Raw genomic sequence first — 17,323 nt, forward strand, 5'->3', positions numbered from 1 at the left:
CGTATCGGTCGGACGCTCGGCGCAGCATGTTAAGCGTCCGTGTCCGAGATTATTTTGTTTTGTACACGATAAGGATCGAAGCCCGCTGATGGACGACGCCTTGCGTCTGGGACTTGGCATACGAACCGTACAAAACGTTCACGACTTGTTCTTCTTCCAAGCCGGCCAAAAATTCATTGGCTCTTTTTTCCGCGAGCGAATATTCGGTATCGAGGAATTCCTTTAGTTGGATCAAGCTTGATCTCTCCTATTCAAGTTGTGTTGAGGGATCTTCGTCTCATCATAGCACAAAATTGTCGCTTGTCCACAATCGCGCGGCAATCGAATTGACGAAGTCATGAAAGAATGATGTCAGCGTCCAAGGTTGGAAAATCAATCTTTGCAAGTTACATTGCATGTGAGTTATAATTTTGTCGATATTCGCTAAGGGGGAAACGATTATGTCGTCCAAAATCAGGATCGGAATCGTCGGCTACGGTAATCTGGGCCGCGGCGTACATAAGGCAATCGGTCAAAACGAGGATATGGAGCTCATCGCGATTTTCACGCGGCGCGACGCGGCCCGGATGAGCGCGGAAACGAACGTGAATGCGCGATTCGAATCGATCTCGGATATTGAACGCTTCCGGGGAGAGGTCGACGTCATGATTCTGTGCGGAGGCTCGGCGACGGATCTGCCGGAGCAGACGCCGCTGGTAGCCGCCCATTTCAATACGGTAGACAGCTTCGACACGCATGCGAAAATTCCCGAATTTTACCGCGCGGTCGACGAAGCGGCGCGTCAGGGCGGCAATGTCAGCGTCATTTCGACCGGTTGGGATCCTGGGCTGTTCTCGATGAACCGCCTGCTGGCGGAGTCGATCCTGCCGCAGGGCAAGGAATATACGTTCTGGGGTAAAGGCGTGAGCCAAGGCCACTCGGATGCGATCAGGCGCGTAGCCGGCGTCAAAGCGGGCGTCCAGTACACGATTCCGGTCGAACGCGCGATCGCCAGCGTACGCAGCGGAGAGAACCCGGAGCTGACGACGCGCGAAAAGCACGAACGTCTGTGCTACGTCGTCGCCGAGCAGGGCGCGGACACAGCCGCCATCGAGCGTGAGATCAAAGAGATGCCGAACTATTTTTCGGACTACGATACGACGGTCGAGTTTATTACCGAAGAGCAGTTGCAGGCGGAGCATAGCGGCATGCCGCACGGCGGCTTTGTCCTTCGCAGCGGCGTGACGGGAGAAGGCACGCAGCAGTTGATCGAATTCGGCCTCAAGCTGGGCAGCAATCCCGAGTTCACCGCCAGCGTGCTGGTCGCCTACGCACGGGCGGCGGTACGGCTGTCGCAAGAAGGCGCGACCGGCGCGAAAACCGTCTTCGACATTCCGCTCGGACATCTGTCCCCGCATTCGGCCGAAGCGCTGCGCGAACGCTTGCTTTAATAAGGCGGTTTCGTCTGCTTAGCGGGAAGAGGCCGAATTTGCTATAATGATGGCAACTTGCGAATAATGGAGAGCGGATATGATACTACCGATTATTCTGGTTGTCGTCGTGATGGTCGTCGGCTTTGCGGCGACGATCGCGATCGGACAATCGAGGACGAATAGAGAAGGCAACCCGGCCTATTTCCAGCAGACGGGCAAGAAATGGGCGAACCTGAGCTGGATCTACGTTGTATGTACGATCGTGATCGTTGCCGTGCTGATCTATGCGTTGAACCGATAAACCTTGTTCGTTCTGGCCGCGCTTTGCGCGGCCTTTTTGCGCTGCACGGCTTGCTCACATATTCGGACGCCACCCGGAATAAAGTGAAGGATAGCAGCTTGTCTCGCGATATCCGAACGAAAAGGGGTTGAAGCGTAAAATGCGAACCATAGAGCCGTCGATCGCAATGGTCGGCATCGGGACTGCGGTACCGGCGCACAAGCTGGACCAGCTGGACACGGCCCAGCGCCTGGCCGATGCGCTCCGGGACACGCCCGATGCGGCCCGCTGGGCGAGGCGCCTGTTCAAGCAATGCGGCGTGCAAACCCGCTACACCTGCGAGCCTGCGCTTCTCGAGCCTGCGGCAAGCAACCGGTATTTCGCACAGCTGTCGGGACTCCCGGTACCCGTTACTTCGGAACGAATGGCGGCCTACAAGCAGGCGTCGGTGCCGCTCGCGCTACACGCCGCGTCCGCCGCGCTCGCCGACGCTGGCGTATCGCCGTCGACGCTGACGCATTTGCTGACGGTCAGCTGCACCGGTCAATTTCTGCCGGGGCTCGACACCGTGCTGGCCAAGCAGCTGGGGTTAAAGGATACGGTAAACCGGATCCCGCTGACTTTTCTCGGATGCGCGGCCGGACTTAAGGCGATCGGCATGGCCCGCGATATCGTGAGCGGACAGCCCGGGGCATCCGTGCTTATCGTTTGCGTCGAGCTGTGCACGCTCCACATTCAACCGTCCGCCGGGAAGGAGGCGCTCTTCGGCGCTTCGTTTTTTGGAGATGGCGCATCCGCCTGCGTAATCGGTACCTCAGAAGACGTCGCCAAGGAAAGGTTCGAGCTCGGAAAGCCCGTCAGCGCGCTGCTTCCGGAAGGCGAAGGAGAGATGGTGTGGGAAGTCGGCGATCATGGCTTCGATCTCTATCTGTCCTCCCGCATTCCCTCGCTGATCGGCCGTTACGTGCCTGATCGTTTGTCTTCGATGCTGGGCGAAGAGGATTCGTTGCCCGATATATGGGCGGTTCATCCGGGCGGCAAGGGCATTCTCGACACGCTCGAAGCGGAGCTCGGATTAACGGACAAGCATACCGGATACAGCAGAAGCATATTGCGCGACTATGGCAATATGTCGTCCGCGACGCTGCTGTTCGTGCTGGATGCCATCCGGCAGGCCAAACGCGAGGAAGGCGCGCCTCGATCGGAAGGCGTCTGCCTTGCTTTCGGGCCCGGGCTTTCCTGCGAGCTGCTGCCGATCGCCTATCGGCCGGGCGAGCAGTCTGCGGTGCGTTCGGGCGTGGATCATGACGCCGAGAACGGGCGCGAACCGAGCGGCGAAGCGCGGTTGGCCTCGCATGTTTAGAAGGTGGGAGGCTCGCGCGGAGGCGCCCGAACTGATGGACGATCTCGCGCAGGGCGGAGCCGAGCTGCGCGAAGCGCTTCGGCATTTGCGCAGGCTGAACCGTCTGTTCGCCGCATCAGGAAGGACGCTGTACGGCGTCGCCCGGCTCTGGGAGCGGGCGGGACGTCCGGATCGCCTGACGGTGCTGGACATCGGGGCAGGCTCGGGAGACGTCAATGCGGCGCTGCTCCGCTGGGCAGACGCGCGGGGCGTCGCGATCGGCATCACGCTTGCCGACCGGACGGAGGAAGCGTGCGCCGAGGCGCGGGCATTTTACGCCGGCGAACCGCGGGTGACCGTCGTTCGTCGCGACCTGTTCGCGCTGGAAGAAGCGTCCGCGGACATTGTGACGGCGTCCCAGTTCGTTCACCATTTTGGAGACGAAGAGCTGCCCGACGTCATTAGTGCGATGCTGAAGGCGTCCAAAGTGGGAGTGGTTATTCAGGATATCCACCGCCATTGGCTGGCGTGGACGGCCGTGTGGCTGGCGGCGAGAATCGTCTCGGGCAACCGCTTTGTCGTGAACGACGGTCCGTTGTCGGTCGCGAAGGGCTTTCGGGCTGCGGATTGGGAGCGGCTTCGGCTTCGCTTGGACGCGAGCGGAATGGCTTACAGCTGGCGCCCTTTATTTAGGTATGTCGTAACGGTGCCGAAGACGGTCGCCGCAAAGACGACCCTGGACGGAAAAGGAGGCGGGCCCGCTTGAACGAGGTGAAAGATAGCGCCGCTTTGGTTTCCGAGACGACGGACGCGGTGGTGATCGGCGCCGGCATAGCGGGCAGCAGTCTCGCCAAGGCGCTTGCGGATCGCGGGCGGAGGGTGCTGCTGATCGACCGGAAAGGGTTTCCCAGGCACAAAGTATGCGGGGAGTTTCTGTCGCCGGAATCGATCGGCATTTTGTCCGAGCTGGGCTTCGCTTCCGCGCTCAGGTCGCTCGAGCCGGCAGACATCCGCGCGACGCGGATCCATGCCTTCGGCAGCGCGCCCCTGCGCATACCGCTGCCCGGCGCGGCATGGGGACTCAGCCGCTATGCCCTCGACGAGGCGCTTCACCGCGAAGTCCGTCTTGCCGGCGCCGAGATCGCGACGGGAACGACCGTCGCGTCGATGGCGCGCGAAGCGGACGGCTATACGCTGAAGCTCGTGAGCGGCGGCGTCGCGCGTACCGTGCAGGCGCGCGCGGTCATCGGCGCATGGGGAGGCGGAGGCCGCCTGTCTGTATTAACCGGCGCGAAGCGAAGGAACAAGCCGGCAAGCTCGCCCTACCTTGGCGTCAAAATGCATTTTACAGGTATAGATGCCAGGGACGAAGTAGAGCTTTACTTCTTTGAAGGAGGCTATCTGGGCTTATCCCCGGCGGGCAGCGGCATCGTGAACGCCGCCGCGCTGCTCGACAGGCGCGCGGTCCGGGAAGCGCCGACCGCCGTGCAAGGCTGGCTCGAGCTCGCGCAGGCTCGCAGCCCCTCGCTCGATCGGCGGTTGGCCGGCGCGAAGCCCGTTCCGGGCACGCAAGCCGCAATCGCGCCCGTGCGTTTGTATGCGCGGCCGATTCCTTGGGACGGCATCCCGCTCGTCGGCGACGCGTGCGCGACGATACCGCCGCTGTGCGGGGACGGCATGTCGATGGCGCTGCGCGCCGCGCAGCTATGCGCGCTGTCCGCGGAGCGCTATCTCGGCGGCGAGCTGTCCCTCTGCGAGTGGGAGGAGGACTACGCCCGCGCGATTCGCGGCGCGTTCGCCGGCCCGCTGCGATGGGGCAACCTGCTGCAGCGGGCCGCCGGCCGTCCGCTTCTGGCGCGTACCGCGCTGACCGCGGTACGCTGCATGCCGGCGCTCGGCCGCAAGCTCGTGCGGGCGACCCGGCTGCGGCCGATATCGCAGTCGTGATCGCGCTTTATGCCGCTATCGCCCCAAGTGTGGCGCTTGCACGGCCCGGTAGCGGAATGCCGCTAAGCCCCCGCGAGCTGCGGTGAAGCGTAACGATAGCGGCACGCAATGCCGCTAAGCCCCCGCGAGCTGCGGTGAAGCGTAACGATAGCGGCACGCAATGCCGCTAAGCCCCCGCGAGCTGCTTTGGAGAGTAACGATAGTGGCATGCAATGCCGCTAAGCCTCCGCGCGCTGCGTTGGAGCGGAAGCATAGCGGCGCGCAATGCCGCTAAGCCACCGCCAGCTGCGGCGAAGCGGAAGCATAGCGGCACGCAATGCCACTAAGCCACCGCCAACTGCGGCGCAGCGGAACCATAGCGGCGCGCAATGCCGCTAAGCCCCCGCGAGCTGCGTTGGAGCGAAACCATAGCGGCACGCAACGCCGCTAAGCCCCCGCCAACTGCGTCGCAGCGGAACGATAGCGGCACGCAATGCCACTAAGCCACCGCCAACTGCGTCGCAGCGGAACCATAGCGGCACGCAATGCCGCTAAGCCCCCGCCAGCTGCGTCGCAGCGGAACGATAGCGGCACGCAATGCCGCTCAGCCATCGCGAGCTGCGGCGCAGCGGGACCATCCCGGCATAAATATGCATCTTGGCTGCATGGCCAGGGAGCGAGCCTCGGAGCAACGCCAAACCTCGGGGTAGACGCCGCATAGATCCTGTAATATAATCGTGTCAAGTTCATATGCGCGGCGGAGAAAAGGAGAGCACGCGACTCAGGTCCCCCAGGGGACGAGTTCGTGATTTCCTTTTTTTCTTTTTTTACAAGACCGAACGGAGGGAGCTCCCTATGCCATTCAGCCGACAGCAGATACTCCCCGCGGCGCGCAAGGTCAAGGATCTGGAGAAGCTGATCAAGCTCCCGTACGAGTATATCGTGCTGCTAGACATGCATGTCGCGCAGCTGCAGCCGATCGTGCAGCTCGCGAAGTCGAACGGCAAAAAGCCGATCGTGCACGCGGACCTGATCGAAGGGCTCAAAAACGACGAATACGCAGCTGAATTCATCTGCCAGATCGCGCGGCCCGCGGGCATCGTCTCGACCCGGGCGAGCGTGATTGCCAAGACCAAGCAGAACAAGCTGCTTGCCATCCAGCGTCTGTTCCTGCTCGACACCAATGCGCTCGAGAAGAGCTATGCCATGTTCGAACGGACGAAGCCCGACTATATCGAGGTGCTGCCGGGCGTCATTCCGCATATGATCGCCGAGGTGCACGAACGCACGGGCATTCCCGTCTTCGCCGGCGGCCTCATCCGCACGGCGAATGACGTGGAGCAAGCGCTTGCTGCTGGCGCCTCCGCGGTGACGACTTCCAACAAGGAGCTATGGAAGCATTACGAAAACGGGATACGATAGGGGGAGCGTACATGGAAAATCGCTATATTTTAGCGCTCGATCAAGGGACGACGAGCTCCCGCGCGATCCTTTTCGACAAAAGCGGCCGCGCCGTCGCCGTCGCGCAGCAAGAGATCAAGCAATACTTTCCCAAGCCGGGCTGGGTCGAACACGATGCCAACGAGATATGGCTGTCCGTACTCGGCGTTATTGCGCGCGTCCTGTCCGAAGGGGATATTCGGCCGGAGCAGATCGAGGCCATCGGCATCACCAACCAGCGTGAGACGACGGTCGTGTGGGACCGCCATACGGGCCGCCCGATCCATCGCGCGATCGTATGGCAGTCCCGGCAGACCAACGATATTTGCGAGACGCTGAGGCAGCAAGGACTGGACGATCTGTTCAGGCGTAAGACGGGCTTGCTGATCGATGCCTATTTTTCCGGAACGAAGGTGAAGTGGCTGCTCGATCATGTGGAAGGCGCACGCGAGATGGCGGCGCGCGGCGACCTGCTGTTCGGCACGATCGATACGTGGCTCGTATGGAAAATGAGCGGAGGCGCCGCGCACGTTACCGACTTCTCCAACGCCTCCCGCACGCTGCTCTACAACATACACACACTTGACTGGGACGACGAGCTGCTGAAGGTGCTGGACGTGCCTCGCGCCATGCTGCCCGAGGTGCGTTCGTCCTCCGAAGTTTACACGCACACGGTGGATCATCACTTCTTTGGCCGCAACATTCCGATCGCGGGGATCGCGGGCGACCAGCAGGCCGCATTGTTCGGGCAGGCCTGCTTCGAGAAGGGGATGGTTAAAAATACGTACGGAACCGGCTGCTTCATGCTCATGAATACGGGCGCGGACGCGGTCGCCTCCAAACACGGGCTGCTGACGACGATCGCCTGGGGGCTCGAAGGCAAAGTGGAATACGCGCTCGAGGGCAGCGTTTTTGTCGCGGGCTCGGCGCTCCAATGGCTGAGGGACGGACTGCGCATGCTGAAGACTTCGGCCGACAGCGAGACGTACGCGGCGAGGGTGGAATCATCCGAAGGTGTCTACGTCGTGCCGGCCTTCGTCGGAATGGGGACGCCTTATTGGGACAGCGACGTGCGGGGCGCGATCTTCGGACTGACGCGGGGAACGACCAAAGAGCACTTTATACGCGCGACGCTCGAATCGCTCGCCTATCAGAGCAGGGACGTGCTGGACGCGATGATCGAGGATTCGGGCCTGCCGCTGCAGCGGCTGCGGGTCGACGGCGGAGCCGTCGCCAACAATTTGCTCATGCAATTCCAGAGCGACCTGCTCGGCGCGGAGGTCGAGCGTCCTTCCGTCGGCGAGACGACGGCGCTCGGCGCCGCTTATCTGGCGGGGCTGGCGGTCGGCTATTGGCAGAGCAAGCAGGACATTGCCGACAGCTGGAGACTCGATCGCTCGTTCAATCCCGTCATGCAGGACGCGGAGCGGCAGCGATTGTACGCGGGCTGGCAGAAGGCGGTCAGGGCCGCCATGGCTTTTAAATAAAAGACAAGTTCATATCCGGTAGGAGATCAGGAGAAACCACGATATCGGCCGCGCCAGCCTGGCGCGGTCTGCATCATCGTGGTTTTATTGCATTCGAAACGACAGAAAGAAGGGCATCGACATGAAGAGCGCATTCGCCGGAACGAACCGGTCAGCCAAACTTGAAGAGATGGAAAAGGACATGTATGACGTGCTGGTCGTCGGCGGCGGGATTACCGGGGCGGGGATCGCACTGGACGCGCAGCGAAGAGGAATGAAAACGGCGCTGATTGAAATGCAGGACTTCGCGGCTGGAACTTCAAGCCGATCGACGAAGCTGGTGCACGGCGGTCTGCGATACTTGAAGCAGTTCGAGGTCAAGATGGTCGCCGAGGTCGGCAAGGAACGGGCGATCGTTTACGAGAACGGCCCGCACGTCACGACGCCGGAGCGGATGCTGCTGCCTTTGTACAAGGGCGGTACGTTCGGCAGGCTGAGCACCTCGTTCGGGCTGAGGCTGTATGATTTCCTGGCCGGCGTGAAGCGGGACGAACGGCGACGCATGCTGAGTCCAGAGAACACGCTGGCGCTGGAGCCGCTTTTGAAAAAGGAAGGCATGAGAGGCGGCGGCTCTTACGTAGAATACCGGACGGACGATGCGCGGCTGACGATCGAGGTGCTTAAAAAGGCGGCCGAATCAGGCGCGAACGCCGTCAATTATACGAAGGCCGAGCAGTTCCTCTACGATGAAAAGGGACGGACGACAGGCGTGCGGGCACGCGATCTTATCGGAGGGGGCGAGTACCGGATCCAGGCCCGGCATATCGTCAATGCTGCAGGACCGTGGGTCGACACGCTGCGGGAGCTGGACCGTTCCAGGCACGGCAAGACGCTGCGGCTGACCAAGGGCGTCCATCTTGTATTCGACAGCGACAGGTTCCCGCTTCGTCAAGCGATCTATTTCGATACGCCGGACGGCCGCATGGTGTTCGCGATTCCGCGCGACGGCAAGACGTACGTCGGCACGACGGATACCGATTATGCCGGCGATACGGCGCAGCCGCGGGCGACGAAGGAGGATAGGGACTACCTGCTGGCCGCCTGCAACGGCATGTTCCCGGAGTTGCGTCTTGGCGAGCGGGACGTCGAATCGAGCTGGGCGGGCCTGCGGCCGCTTATTTATGAAGAAGGCAAGTCGCCCTCCGAAGTGTCGCGGCGCGACGAGATCTTCGTGTCGCCGTCCGGCCTGATCACGATCGCGGGCGGCAAGCTCACCGGCTATCGCAAGATGGCCGAGACGGTCGTCGATCGGCTGGCTGCCGCGCTGCGTGCCGAAGGCAAAGGTCCATTCGGCCCCTGCACGACCAAAGAGCTCCCGATATCAGGCGGCGACGTCGGCGGCTCCGTACGTTACGCGCAGTATGCAAAAAAGGCGGCGACTGCCGGAGAAGCTGCGGGTCTGTCGGCCGAGACGGCGCTGCAGATCGCGAGCCGATACGGTTCGAACGCGGATGACGTGTTCAAACGCATACTGAGGCGGCGGCAGGGAAGCGCCGGCGGTGCGGGCCTTTCCGACGAGACTTATGGCATGCTTGCGTATGCGATCGAGGCGGAGATGGCGGTAAAGCCCGCCGATTTTCTAGTCAGGCGCACGGGCGCCCTGTTTTTCGATATCGGCTGGGCGCGGCGGAACCTTGCGGCTGTCCTCGACTATATGGCCGTAGTCCTCGAATATAGCGACGCTCAGCGAACCGAGTACGAAGCGGAGATGAAGCGCGAGTTTGCCGCGGCGGCGGAAATTTAGAATTTCCAAAAATCGCTTCATGAACGGACGCGGCTAGGGTAAGATTAAATGGAAAAGAGTCTGCAGCCAAAGCGAGGAATCGCGCATGAAGATCGTGGTCGTATCGGATACGCATATGCCGAGAATGAGCAAGCGCCTTCCGGCGGCGCTTCAGCGCGAGCTGACGGACGCGGCGGCGATTATCCATGCCGGAGACTGGACGCGCCTTAGCGTATTCGACGCATTGTCCGCGTACGCCCCGGTGTACGGCGTCGTCGGGAACAACGACGGGCCGGAGATTGCGGCCCGCTTCGGTATGCGGCTGCTGCTGAACATGGGCGGCTGCCGGATCGGGGTCGTACACGGGCATGGGGCTGCGTTGCGGACGAAGACGGAAGCGCACGCGGTTGCGGCATTTAAGGAAGAAAAGCCGGACGCGATCGTTTATGGACATTCGCATATTCCCGTATTGCGGCGCGACCCGAAGAGCGATATGCTGATCTTTAATCCCGGCTCGCCGACCGACAAGCGGAGGCAAGCGCAATTTTCATTCGGCATCCTGGATGCCGAGGACGGCCGCTTAAGCGCGCGGCATGTATTTTATGCGGATAAAAGCTAGGCTCTGCACATACGTACAAGATAAACGCTTCATACAAGAAAAGCTGCGAAAGGAGACGCTATGACGCATCTTGATTCCACGACGACGGCCGGCTGGCGCTTCGACAACAGCTATGCGCGTCTACCGTCTTTTTTTTACTCGAGAATACCGCTGAATCCGGTCGAAGCGCCGAAGCTCGCCGTACTGAACGCCCGATTGGCCGAGTCGCTCGGCTTGAACGAAGAAGCGCTGCGCAGTCAAGCCGGCTTGGCCGTCCTGTCGGGCAGTGCGTCGCCCGAAGGCGGCGAGCTCCTGGCGCAAGCGTACGCGGGCCATCAGTTCGGTCATCTGACCATGCTGGGCGACGGACGCGCGCTGCTGCTGGGCGAGCATGTCGCTCCTGACGGACAGCGCCTGGACATCCAGCTCAAAGGCTCGGGACGCACGCCTTATTCGCGCGGCGGCGACGGCCGTGCGGCGCTCGGACCGATGCTGCGCGAGTACGTGATCAGCGAGGCGATGCACGGCCTCGGCATTCCGACGACGCGCAGCCTGGCGGTCGTGGCTACCGGCGAACCGGTGTTTCGCGAGGACGAGCTGCCTGGCGCCGTGCTGACCCGCGTCGCGGCGAGCCACATTCGGGTCGGCACGTTCCAGTACGCCGCAGGCGCCGGAGGCGCGGAGCAGGTTCGCGAGCTCGCCGATTATACGATGCAAAGGCACTATCCGGAGGTCGATGCCGGAGATTACTTATCGTTCCTCAGAGCGGTCGTCCGCCGGCAGGCCTCACTGATCGCGAAGTGGCAGCTGGTAGGTTTCGTTCATGGCGTAATGAATACCGACAATATGGCGATCAGCGGACAAACGATCGATTACGGTCCCTGCGCATTCCTCGACGCGTACGATCCGTCGACGGTGTTCAGCTCGATCGACGCGCAAGGCCGCTACGCCTATAACCAGCAGCCGCGGATCGCCGCCTGGAACCTGGCGCGATTCGCCGAGACGCTGCTGCCGCTGCTCGCCGAGGACGAAGCGCAGGCGGTCGCGTTGGCGGAGCGGGAAATAACGGCATTTCCGGAGCTGTTCGAGGCCGAGTGGCTCGCGGGCATGCGGGCCAAGCTCGGATTGCCCGGCGAAGCGCCGGATGACGAAACTCTCATTTATGACCTGCTCAATCTGATGGAAGCGCACAAGGCCGATTATACGAATACGTTCGCGAGCCTGTCGACGGGCGCGACGCAAGAAGGGGAGCTGTTCGCGTCCGAAGCGTACGCGGGCTGGTACGGAAGATGGCGGACCAGAATCGGCGATACGAACGACGCGGCAGCCGTCTCGCAGCGGTTGATGAAGCGCAGCAATCCAGCGGCGATCGCGCGCAACCATCGCGTCGAGGAGGCGCTCGAGGCAGCAGTCGGGCGTGGCGATTACGGCGACCTTGACCGTCTGGTCGAGGCGCTGCGCGATCCGTACGCCTACACGTCCGCGCAAACCGCGTATGCGGCGCTGCCGGATCCGTCGTGCGGCCGTTACCGGACCTTCTGCGGGACTTGACCTTGCGACGGCTTCCGACAGGAATTCAAGCTTGCCCATTTGCGGCAGGCTTGTTTTTTTTTCCAAAATAGCAATTGACACTCGATTCTATCATCGTTTACTGTAATTCAGTGCAAAGATTCCAAATTCGGAAGGGTGTAGGGGTTGGATAACGGGATTGCCGTCTATCTGATGGTGAAAAACGAAGCGGGAGAGCTCAAGTTTCTCGACGAGCGCACATGGACGTTAAACATGGTCGCGGCGCTGGAGCACGTCAACTATATAACGGTCGGCGGCTCCGAATACGAGACGGTCGAAGGCAGGCTTAATCTGGATTCCGGCAAGCTGGAAATTCTTGTCGTCCGCACGGGCAGCGAGCCCTGAGACAGGACGCAGCGGGAGGTACGCATCGTGAAAAGACAAGATAACTCGGACGATTCGGCAAGGTTCAAGCTCTTCGGCAAGGACGGCGCGCCGCTCAAGACGCTGTCAACCTCGCTCGGAATCGCGCTGCTCGCCAACGCGGCTCTGGGCTCCGCATCGTTCGCGGCGGAAGCGACGCCTTCCGGGACGGCGGCGGCCGCCCAGCCCAAGCTGGTCGAATGGTCGTCGGAGGACGTAAAGGCGTTTTACGACCCGGCAGTCGACTGGAACCTGCCGCTGGCGGGCGACGGGGAGGAATGCAAGGACGGCGAAGAGATCGTTCCCTGTCCGCCCGCTTCCGGCAGCGGGACCGGATCGGGCACCGGTTCGTCGGGTACGGGGACCGCGGGACAAACGGTCATCGTAAACAACGGCTATCACTCGGGCTTCGGCTGGGACGATCTTCTCCTGTACCATTTGATTTTCAACAACGGTTCTTCCTATTCGTCGGCGGCTTGGGCGAATTCCCATACGACCTATTATGCGGGAACGACGAGGCCTTACAAATCGAAATCGTACGATAGCGAAGCTTTCCGCAGCAAGCCGGTCGTGGGCTCCTCGGTTCGTCCCAAGACTAGCGAAAAAAGCGGATCGGTCACCCGCCGCTCCTCGTCGTCCAAGCCGGGCGGCATCGGAGGCAACTCCAGCGGGTTCAGCGGGTCGTCGTCCGGGAGCTCGAAGTCCAAAAGCGTATTCGGTTCTTCGGGCTCGAGCGGTCGTTCGAGCTCCTCAGGCGGGTTCGGGGGATGAGCGGCGGCGTATTCGAGCTTCGTGGCATGCCGCATCCAGACAGGGCCGGTCGGGTCGCCAAGCTTGCGGAGCTCGGTTTTGCCTGGGCGGATCTGGAGGAGGAAGCCTACTGGCTCGATCAAATTCTGGTCATGCCCAAGGCGCTGTACGAAGAGCTCGAGACCGCGTCTGCCGCGCTTTGGGGCGTGCTCGACAAGACCGCCCGTTACGTATTCGGCAAACGGGAGCTATATGCGCTGCTCGGCATCCCGGAGATTTTATGGGATACGCTCGACCTGCTTCCTCCGCCGCCGGCGGGGCTGATCAGCCGGTATGCAAGGTTCGATTTTGCCGTCTCGGCGGACGGCGCGATCAAGCTGCTGGAGCTGAACGCGGACACGCCGACGGGCTACGTCGAAGCCGCGGTCGCGACGCCATGGTTGTGCGCGGAGGCCGGCATCGAATCGCCTAACGCCAACATGGCGGACCTGGTCGCCGCGGCCTGGGCGGCAGAGCGCCCGGAGGCGGCCGCTTGCATGGACTATGGAAGTCATCTGGAGGATTCGGGCACGATCGAAGCGCTCGCGAAGCACGGCCGGCTGCCGGTTCGATTCGTCGATTGCCTTGAGCTATGGGTGGACGAAGGCGTGCTGAAGGACGGCGAAGGCAGGCCGATCGGACGGCTGTTCGCGCTGTACCCCAAGGAGTGGCTTGCCTACGACGAAGGGGGCGACGCCCTTTTGTATGCGGTGGATACGGGCAATCTCGCGTTGTTCAATTCGCCGCACAGCATCATTTTGCAATCCAAGGGATTGCAGGCGGCCGCTTGGGGCTTGTACGAGCTCGGATTGTTGTTTGACCAGAACGAGCGCGCCGCGATTGCCAGGTATATGCTTCCGACTTACGACAAGCCCGTTCTCGACGCCGACTTCGTGTCCAAGTCCATGTTCGGCAGAGAGGGCGGCTCGGTCAAGCTGTACGACAAGAGCGGCGCGCTTGAAGCGGAGGACCGCGACGGCTTCGATACGAGCGCGATGTTTCCTAGCGTTTACCAGCAGCGTGCGGAGCTTGCTCCCATACTTACAGCTGAGGGCGAATTCCGCCTGCTCACCGGCATGTTCGTGATCAACGGCAAGCCGTGCGGGCTGCTCGGCCGGGCAGGCGGCCTCATTACCGGCAACACGAGTCATTTTATCCCGTTGGGAGTGAAGTAAGCGAATGTTGAAACAAAGGTTGGACGGCGATGCCGCTTGCGCGCCGCCTCGGACTGCCGCAAAGATCGGAAACGCTTTGCGCCTTGCGGTTGCATTTTTGCTTGTCGCATGCCTGCTCGGCGCGTGCGCCAACGAAAACTCGGTGTTCTCCAAGTCTGCGAGCCGGTCGGATGCCGGGGCGTCCGGGACGAGCGTACCGTGGGACTATCGGATCGTGGCGGGTACGGTCGGAGATATCGTCGGCAGCGATATGACCGTGCTGCCCGACAATGCGCTGCTGCCCAACGACGGCAACTACGCCACCGGAGACAAGATCTGGACGCTGCAATACATGAGCGCGGACATGAAAGAGGGCGAAGGCGGACGCAGCGAGGTAAGATTGTCCGGCTGGACGCCGATCAAATCCTTTCCGGATGAAGCCAAAGCCAAGGCCGACATTGCCGAACTGAAAATTTCCGTTCAAACCAACGTCGAGCTGGTTGGCGTCTACATGACCGAATATAACGGCCAACAGCGCCGCTTCGCGATTGTTACGCTGCCGTCGGGCAACCGTATCAAGCAGCCGATCGACCAGGAAAGGTACGCCAAGATGAAAGGCTTAAAGAAAGTGCCCATTCTGGTGGAGGAAGTCCACGATTACGGACAATACGATCTGTCTTACGCAAAATTCAGGGGGTGGGCTTGATGGTCGTCGTCACCAATATCGTCGCCAGCGTTATCGTCATCATCGTTTTGCAGTTGATCGGGATGCTCGTATTCAGCTGGATGACGCCGTTCAAAGACATGGAGGAGCTTCGCAAAGGCAACGTTGCAGTGGGACTTGCGTTCGGCGGGAAGTTCATCTCGACCGCCGTCATTATCGGCGTCGCGGCGTATACGAACACGTCGATCTGGCACATGATGCTATGGTTCGCGGTCGGCTATGTATGCCTGATCGCCTCCTACTGGATTTTCGAGCTCGCCACGCCTGGCCTCAAAGTTTCCGAGCATCTGCAAAAAGGAAACGTAGCGATCGGCATTTTGCTTTGCGCCGTTTTTCTCGGCACGAGCTTCGCCGTCAGCAGCCTGATCGTATAAGACTCGAGCCATAGGCCGGAAAAGGATGACGAACGCGCATGCATTTTTTTCTTAGGCTTCTGATCCGGACGATGCATTTTAAAAACGCGTCGATCGTCACGGCGGCGCTGGGTTTTATTCTGATCAGCGCTACGTTGGCGTTCGCCATCGAGCCGGACACGTACCGCAATTGGTTCAACGCCTTATATTGGGTGCTCACGACGATGTCTACGGTCGGCTACGGCGATTATTACGCCAAGACGGCTGCCGGCAAGCTGCTCACTATCTTTTTGTATATCTTCGGCATCGGCCTTCTCAGCATACTGATCGGCAAGGTCATCGATTCCGTCGCGTCCATCCAAAGGCAAAGGGAGGCCGGTCAATTGAGCTATCCCGGCAAGGATCATTTTATCGTCGTCAACTGGAGCAAGAAGGCGCAATATGCGGTTGACGAAATTTTGGCCGCGCTCCCCGACGCTGAGATCGTTCTCGTCGACGAAACCGACCGTCATCCGCAGCAGCATCGCCGCAACGTGCATTTTGTAAGCGGCGATCCTTCGGCGGAAGAGACGCTTGAGCAAGCCAATCTGCGGTCGGCGCGCGCCGCGATCATTTTTGCCGACTCGCGAATCGACGAGGCGGCGCTTGCCGACGGTAAGTCTCTGCTGATCGCCTCGAGCATCGAACGGCTGGCGCCGGCCGTCCACACGACGGTCGAAATCGTGCAGGAGAAAAACATACAAAACTTCCGTTATATCAACGTTAACGAGTTTGTGCTCTCTTATGACGCGATCTCGCGATTGGCCGTACGGGCTGCGCTGCAGGAGGGCAATGCGGAGATATTCAGCCAATTGCTGAGTCGCGAGCACGGGGACGAGATCTACGAGGTTCCCGTCGAACGCGCGTGGCGCACTTACGGCGACGCATTTCAAGCGCTGCTGTCCCGCGGCGCGACGCTCATATCCGACCGGGGGGACCTGGGCGTGAACCGGAAGCTGGACCAGCCGATTCCGCCGGAAGCGAGACTTTATATTTTGGCGGACGAAGCCACTTTTCGAGCGCTTAAAGAGACTGTAAGCAAAAATGGAACGCCTAAGTAATGAACGCCTAAGTAATGAACGCCTAAGTAATGAACGCTTAAGCAAAGAAAAAGGCTGTATGTTCGGCAAAAATCGTTCCCGTTTGGGGAACTTGCCGGCATGCAGCCTTTTTGGGTTGCTTAAGATGGATTGCCTTGCGAGAGGGCGGCAAGACGCGAACGGGCATCGCCCTGAACCCAGCCGCCGTGGTAACAAATCACGCTTTGGATATCGAACGCATCCAGCTTCCCGAGCGATGCCAGCGCGGTGTCCATATCGGGCGTCACGGGCGGATTCGGACCGGCCAGCTCGCCGTCCCGGGCAACCGAGGCGTCACCGGCGATCAGCGTCTTCGTTGCGGGATGGTACAGGCATACGTGACCGGGCGTATGTCCCGGCGTATGGATGACGGTTAATCCGCCGCCGAATGGAAGCGAATCCCCGTCCGCGTAAAGACGATCTACGTTCGGGCGGACGGGGTGGAGATAGGTCCGTTCGAACTGCGTCCGGATGTCCTCCGGCGCCTGCTGCAGGAAGCCCGAGAGACGCTCCGGCGTCATTTTGAGAAACGGTTCGGTCCCGTTGATCGCGCCGGCATCTCCGGGATGGGCATATACGGTCGCGCTGCCCCCGGTCGCCTCAAGCACGCCCGGCAAGCCGCCGATATGATCCAGGTCCTGATGCGTCAACAAGATCGCCTTGAGCGGCCGATCCCCGACTCCCGCTTGCTGAGCGAGCTCGAGAATCGCAGGCGCTGAGCCCGGCATGCCCGTGTCGACCAGCGTCCACGAGTCTTCTTCGATGAGGATCGTCGGGTGAACGGTCATCGTGCCAAGCTTTAATTCCAGCATTTCGATTCCTTCGGCGATTCGCATGTTCGCGCCGGGCCGTCTTCGTCCTGCGGATCGGACGGCGGCTTCCGGCTCCCTCCCTGATCGGTATAATAAAAATCAATGAGTCCAATATAAAACCGGCGAGATCCAAAGTCAAAATTCGAAAATGATCAACAAAAGGCAACGACCGCAAAAAGGACTCGTATCGCCAA

Annotated in this window: 18 protein-coding genes; 16 read left to right on the plus strand and 2 right to left on the minus strand. The window is 61.0% G+C overall.

Translation table 11 applies throughout. The annotated features are described in order from the left end of the window. Positions 1–49 precede the first annotated feature (49 nt). Entirely contained in the window at positions 50–235 is a 186-nt protein-coding gene (locus ACFOTD_RS15425; RefSeq protein ID WP_378120218.1) for a hypothetical protein, read from the minus strand. Between the two features lie 205 nt (positions 236–440). Here ACFOTD_RS15425 and ACFOTD_RS15430 point away from each other — a divergent pair, with 205 nt between their 5' ends. The 16 genes from ACFOTD_RS15430 (at position 441) to ACFOTD_RS15505 (ending at position 16,299) form a co-directional block, all read left to right on the plus strand. Next, entirely contained in the window at positions 441–1,430 is a 990-nt protein-coding gene (locus ACFOTD_RS15430; protein WP_378120220.1) for a diaminopimelate dehydrogenase, read from the plus strand. 79 nt (positions 1,431–1,509) lie between these two features. Next, a complete protein-coding gene (locus tag ACFOTD_RS15435; protein ID WP_378120222.1) occupies positions 1,510–1,713 on the plus strand; it encodes a hypothetical protein in 204 nt (67 codons plus the stop codon). A 139-nt stretch (positions 1,714–1,852) separates the two neighbouring features. Next, complete coding sequence (locus ACFOTD_RS15440) at positions 1,853–3,055, plus strand: type III polyketide synthase (RefSeq protein ID WP_378120224.1); 1,203 nt, start codon at positions 1,853–1,855, stop codon at positions 3,053–3,055. Beyond that, positions 3,048–3,800 carry a methyltransferase domain-containing protein gene (locus ACFOTD_RS15445; protein ID WP_378120226.1) on the plus strand — a complete coding sequence of 251 codons (753 nt, stop codon included), beginning with the start codon at positions 3,048–3,050 and terminating at the stop codon, positions 3,798–3,800. Before ACFOTD_RS15440 ends, ACFOTD_RS15445 begins: the two co-directional genes overlap by 8 nt. A gap of 5 nt (positions 3,801–3,805) precedes the next feature. Continuing rightward, complete coding sequence (locus ACFOTD_RS15450; protein ID WP_378120339.1) at positions 3,806–4,981, plus strand: NAD(P)/FAD-dependent oxidoreductase; 1,176 nt, start codon at positions 3,806–3,808, stop codon at positions 4,979–4,981. Between the two features lie 834 nt (positions 4,982–5,815). Continuing rightward, a complete protein-coding gene (locus tag ACFOTD_RS15455) occupies positions 5,816–6,382 on the plus strand; it encodes a glycerol-3-phosphate responsive antiterminator (RefSeq protein WP_378120228.1) in 567 nt (188 codons plus the stop codon). Between the two features lie 11 nt (positions 6,383–6,393). Further along, positions 6,394–7,887, plus strand: a complete 1,494-nt coding sequence (gene glpK / locus ACFOTD_RS15460) for a glycerol kinase GlpK (RefSeq protein WP_378120230.1) — start codon at positions 6,394–6,396, stop codon at positions 7,885–7,887. Positions 7,888–8,008: 121 nt separating this feature from the next. Beyond that, positions 8,009–9,670, plus strand: a complete 1,662-nt coding sequence (locus tag ACFOTD_RS15465; protein ID WP_378120232.1) for a glycerol-3-phosphate dehydrogenase/oxidase — start codon at positions 8,009–8,011, stop codon at positions 9,668–9,670. An 85-nt stretch (positions 9,671–9,755) separates the two neighbouring features. Then, the gene (locus tag ACFOTD_RS15470; RefSeq protein WP_378120234.1) at positions 9,756–10,268 is read left to right on the plus strand and encodes a metallophosphoesterase family protein; all 513 of its coding nucleotides are present in this window, start codon (positions 9,756–9,758) and stop codon (positions 10,266–10,268) included. Positions 10,269–10,328: 60 nt separating this feature from the next. Continuing rightward, positions 10,329–11,798 carry a protein adenylyltransferase SelO gene (locus ACFOTD_RS15475; RefSeq protein ID WP_378120235.1) on the plus strand — a complete coding sequence of 490 codons (1,470 nt, stop codon included), beginning with the start codon at positions 10,329–10,331 and terminating at the stop codon, positions 11,796–11,798. 144 nt (positions 11,799–11,942) lie between these two features. Then, entirely contained in the window at positions 11,943–12,161 is a 219-nt protein-coding gene (locus tag ACFOTD_RS15480) for a hypothetical protein (protein ID WP_378120237.1), read from the plus strand. A 27-nt stretch (positions 12,162–12,188) separates the two neighbouring features. Continuing rightward, positions 12,189–12,950 carry a hypothetical protein gene (locus tag ACFOTD_RS15485; protein ID WP_378120239.1) on the plus strand — a complete coding sequence of 254 codons (762 nt, stop codon included), beginning with the start codon at positions 12,189–12,191 and terminating at the stop codon, positions 12,948–12,950. Continuing rightward, the gene (locus tag ACFOTD_RS15490; protein ID WP_378120241.1) at positions 12,947–14,143 is read left to right on the plus strand and encodes a glutathionylspermidine synthase family protein; all 1,197 of its coding nucleotides are present in this window, start codon (positions 12,947–12,949) and stop codon (positions 14,141–14,143) included. Before ACFOTD_RS15485 ends, ACFOTD_RS15490 begins: the two co-directional genes overlap by 4 nt. A gap of 4 nt (positions 14,144–14,147) precedes the next feature. Beyond that, entirely contained in the window at positions 14,148–14,828 is a 681-nt protein-coding gene (locus tag ACFOTD_RS15495; protein WP_378120242.1) for a signal peptide protein, read from the plus strand. Further along, entirely contained in the window at positions 14,828–15,220 is a 393-nt protein-coding gene (locus tag ACFOTD_RS15500) for a DUF350 domain-containing protein (RefSeq protein ID WP_378120243.1), read from the plus strand. Before ACFOTD_RS15495 ends, ACFOTD_RS15500 begins: the two co-directional genes overlap by 1 nt. A gap of 38 nt (positions 15,221–15,258) precedes the next feature. Next, positions 15,259–16,299 carry a potassium channel family protein gene (locus tag ACFOTD_RS15505; RefSeq protein ID WP_378120245.1) on the plus strand — a complete coding sequence of 347 codons (1,041 nt, stop codon included), beginning with the start codon at positions 15,259–15,261 and terminating at the stop codon, positions 16,297–16,299. 119 nt (positions 16,300–16,418) lie between these two features. Here the strand turns inward: ACFOTD_RS15505 and ACFOTD_RS15510 are convergent, their stop codons facing one another. After that, entirely contained in the window at positions 16,419–17,129 is a 711-nt protein-coding gene (locus ACFOTD_RS15510) for an MBL fold metallo-hydrolase (RefSeq protein ID WP_378120247.1), read from the minus strand. Between the last annotated feature and the right edge of the window lie 194 nt (positions 17,130–17,323).

The sequence above is a fragment of the Cohnella sp. GCM10012308 genome (genome assembly GCF_042649185.1).
Classification (GTDB): Bacteria; Bacillota; Bacilli; order Paenibacillales; family Paenibacillaceae; genus Cohnella.

What these genes read in the sequence shown, in the direction of transcription:
- ACFOTD_RS15430 (WP_378120220.1), top strand. Translation starts at nt 441, where the DNA reads ATGTCGTCCAAAATCAGGATCGGAATCGTCGGCTACGGTAATCTGGGC.
- ACFOTD_RS15435 (WP_378120222.1), top strand. Translation starts at nt 1,510, where the DNA reads ATGATACTACCGATTATTCTGGTTGTCGTCGTGATGGTCGTCGGCTTT.
- ACFOTD_RS15440 (WP_378120224.1), top strand. Translation starts at nt 1,853, where the DNA reads ATGCGAACCATAGAGCCGTCGATCGCAATGGTCGGCATCGGGACTGCG.
- ACFOTD_RS15445 (WP_378120226.1), top strand. Translation starts at nt 3,048, where the DNA reads ATGTTTAGAAGGTGGGAGGCTCGCGCGGAGGCGCCCGAACTGATGGAC.
- ACFOTD_RS15455 (WP_378120228.1), top strand. Translation starts at nt 5,816, where the DNA reads ATGCCATTCAGCCGACAGCAGATACTCCCCGCGGCGCGCAAGGTCAAG.
- glpK (WP_378120230.1), top strand. Translation starts at nt 6,394, where the DNA reads ATGGAAAATCGCTATATTTTAGCGCTCGATCAAGGGACGACGAGCTCC.
- ACFOTD_RS15465 (WP_378120232.1), top strand. Translation starts at nt 8,009, where the DNA reads ATGAAGAGCGCATTCGCCGGAACGAACCGGTCAGCCAAACTTGAAGAG.
- ACFOTD_RS15470 (WP_378120234.1), top strand. Translation starts at nt 9,756, where the DNA reads ATGAAGATCGTGGTCGTATCGGATACGCATATGCCGAGAATGAGCAAG.
- ACFOTD_RS15475 (WP_378120235.1), top strand. Translation starts at nt 10,329, where the DNA reads ATGACGCATCTTGATTCCACGACGACGGCCGGCTGGCGCTTCGACAAC.
- ACFOTD_RS15490 (WP_378120241.1), top strand. Translation starts at nt 12,947, where the DNA reads ATGAGCGGCGGCGTATTCGAGCTTCGTGGCATGCCGCATCCAGACAGG.
- ACFOTD_RS15495 (WP_378120242.1), top strand. Translation starts at nt 14,148, where the DNA reads ATGTTGAAACAAAGGTTGGACGGCGATGCCGCTTGCGCGCCGCCTCGG.
- ACFOTD_RS15500 (WP_378120243.1), top strand. Translation starts at nt 14,828, where the DNA reads ATGGTCGTCGTCACCAATATCGTCGCCAGCGTTATCGTCATCATCGTT.
- ACFOTD_RS15505 (WP_378120245.1), top strand. Translation starts at nt 15,259, where the DNA reads ATGCATTTTTTTCTTAGGCTTCTGATCCGGACGATGCATTTTAAAAAC.
- ACFOTD_RS15510 (WP_378120247.1), bottom strand. Translation starts at nt 17,129, where the DNA reads ATGCTGGAATTAAAGCTTGGCACGATGACCGTTCACCCGACGATCCTC.